Raw genomic sequence first — 1,324 nt, 5'->3', positions numbered from 1 at the left:
CCTTAGTAGTGTAGATTTTCAGATCTGAAGTCTATTTATTTTCAACTCACCTTTGCTGAGTCTTTTCTTGCTGCCTAGTCTAAACTCCAGAGCATAACAATAAGGATAGAAATTAAGAGAGCGATCCTCTTCGAGGGCTTCGCTAACGCAATACCGAATTGAAGGGCGATCGACTGCAGGTAATTTTGAAGTATTCGGTATTGGTATTGCGATCGCTCTTCGGCGCGACTCGGTTCAGGGGCTTCCAGAAAACTTGGCAACTTCACACTTGGTTTTGGTCAGTCCACTTCACGAGATTTTTCGACGGCTGTCGATCACTTAACTTCTAGCGAGGGTGGTGTTCGCCTAGCATACCAGGCATGAATCAGAAGGGTCTGTAAGAACAATACAGGTGTATCAAAGCCGCTGGATGCAATTATTGATTCGACTTCAAGTGGCGGTAGCACAGCAGGATTTTGACCATAAGAAGCACGAAACTTTTCAATCTCCTCAGCAGGCACTTCGGAATACCTCAGCATTCGCAGCCAAACCTCGAAAAGGCTTTGGCACGCTGAAGTAGACTTATCGGAAGCCAGATCCGCACTGACCAAATATCCGTTAGGGCAAAGTCGTGAAGCAATTTGACTAAAAAAGTTGCGCCGCTCATCTTGTTGCATAAAGAAGTGAGAAACTAGAAGGCAAGTCGCCGCATCGAAAGAGTGCGATGCGGGCAGTGAATCGAGATAACCTTCGTGAAAAGTGCAGCGTGACGCGATACCGCACTCTTCGGCGCGTTGGCGACAGATGTCAAGCATCGGTGCCGCAGGCTCTACCGCAGTAAACTGCCACTGTGGAAACGCTTGAGCCAGATAAATCAATTCCAAGCCTGTTCCCGCACCGACACAGAGAATCCTTGCATCGGTAGGAAGTTCAGAAAGTACCAGGCGGATCAGTAAATGAAGTGCGTCGCGCATCGGAGCCAATTTAGCGAATCTTTTGTCGTAGGAAGAAGCGCGCTCTCGATCGAAAACAATAGGTGACTCTTGATTTTGCATTCTGGAAAGCCAATAAGCTTGCAATCTGTATTTTAATAGCTATCTGAATTGGATTTTAGCCCCTCGCTTCAAAACTTACTGGGTTCGGGCAAAACAAAAGTAATAATAATCCTAAAAGCTCGATAGAAAAAAAATATAAAACCCCAAAACCCGTTTAACAATCGCGGTTTTGGGGTTTTCTTCCTCGCATCCGGTTCAAATTATACCAATTTCATAAAATAGTGCTACAGTTAGTAGAAGTGCATTTTGCAATTGACTAGCCAAATAGAGGTCAAAAAAATGTCAGGAGT

1 protein-coding gene is annotated in these 1,324 nt (G+C 45.1%); it reads right to left on the bottom strand.

Features of this window, described 5'->3' with window-relative positions:
- Nucleotides 1-314: 314 nt before the first annotated feature.
- Nucleotides 315-1,034, bottom strand: coding sequence for a class I SAM-dependent methyltransferase (locus E5S67_RS31995; protein WP_172193503.1), 720 nt, complete (start codon nucleotides 1,032-1,034; stop codon nucleotides 315-317).
- Nucleotides 1,035-1,324: the final 290 nt, after the last annotated feature.

This window comes from Microcoleus asticus IPMA8 (genome assembly GCF_013179805.1).
Classification (GTDB): domain Bacteria; phylum Cyanobacteriota; class Cyanobacteriia; order Cyanobacteriales; family Microcoleaceae; genus Microcoleus; species Microcoleus asticus.
The sequence above is the reverse complement of the archived record's forward strand: the minus strand, read 5'-3'. Positions and strand labels throughout refer to the sequence as shown.